The sequence below is a fragment of the Corallococcus sp. 4LFB genome, assembly GCF_046520365.1.
In the GTDB taxonomy this organism is placed as follows: Bacteria; Myxococcota; Myxococcia; order Myxococcales; family Myxococcaceae; genus Corallococcus; species Corallococcus caeni.
Genome location: NZ_JBKGHJ010001206.1, coordinates 1 through 622, shown reverse-complemented (window position 1 = coordinate 622; position 622 = coordinate 1). Strand labels below are relative to the sequence as shown.

At 66.9% G+C, this 622-nt stretch carries 1 protein-coding gene; it reads left to right on the top strand.

Translation table 11 applies throughout. The features are described from left to right. Window positions 1-23 precede the first annotated feature (23 nt). The coding region (locus ACLEQD_RS44950) for a condensation domain-containing protein (RefSeq protein ID WP_410391999.1) at window positions 24-622 on the top strand (599 nt) is incomplete at its 3' end.

Sequence of the window (622 nt, the reverse complement as noted above, 5' to 3'; positions counted from 1 at the left end):
GTCAGGAAGGGGCCACGTCCTTCATGGTGATGCTCGCGGCGTGGCAGGTGTTGCTGGCCCGCTACAGCGGGCAGCAGGACATCAGCGTGGGCACGCCCATCGCGGGCCGTAACCGCACGGAGCTGGAAGGCCTCATCGGCTTCTTCGTGAACACGCTGGTGCTGCGCACGAAGCTCGAAGGCAGCGCTTCCTTCCGCGACGTCCTCCGTCAGGTGAAGGAGACGACGCTGGGCGCGTACGCGCACCAGGAAGTGCCGTTCGAGAAGCTGGTGGAGGAACTGAAGCCGGAGCGTGACCTGAGCCGGACGCCGCTCTTCCAGGTGATGTTCACCTGGCAGGCCGCTGCTGTCGCCGCGAACACGGGAGAGGTGCGTCCGAACACCCGCCTTGCGTTGCGTGCTCTCGAAACCGAAGGTGCGACGGCGAAGTTCGACCTGACGCTGGGGATGGCGGAGACAGGCCAGGGCCTCGCGGCGTCGCTCGAATACAGCACGGACCTGTACGACGCGGAGACGGCCCAGCGGATGCTGAGCCACCTGGGCACGTTGCTGGCCGGCATCACGAAGGACGCGGACGCGAACCTCTGGAGCCTGCCGTTGCTGGAGGCCGAGGAGCGTCAGCA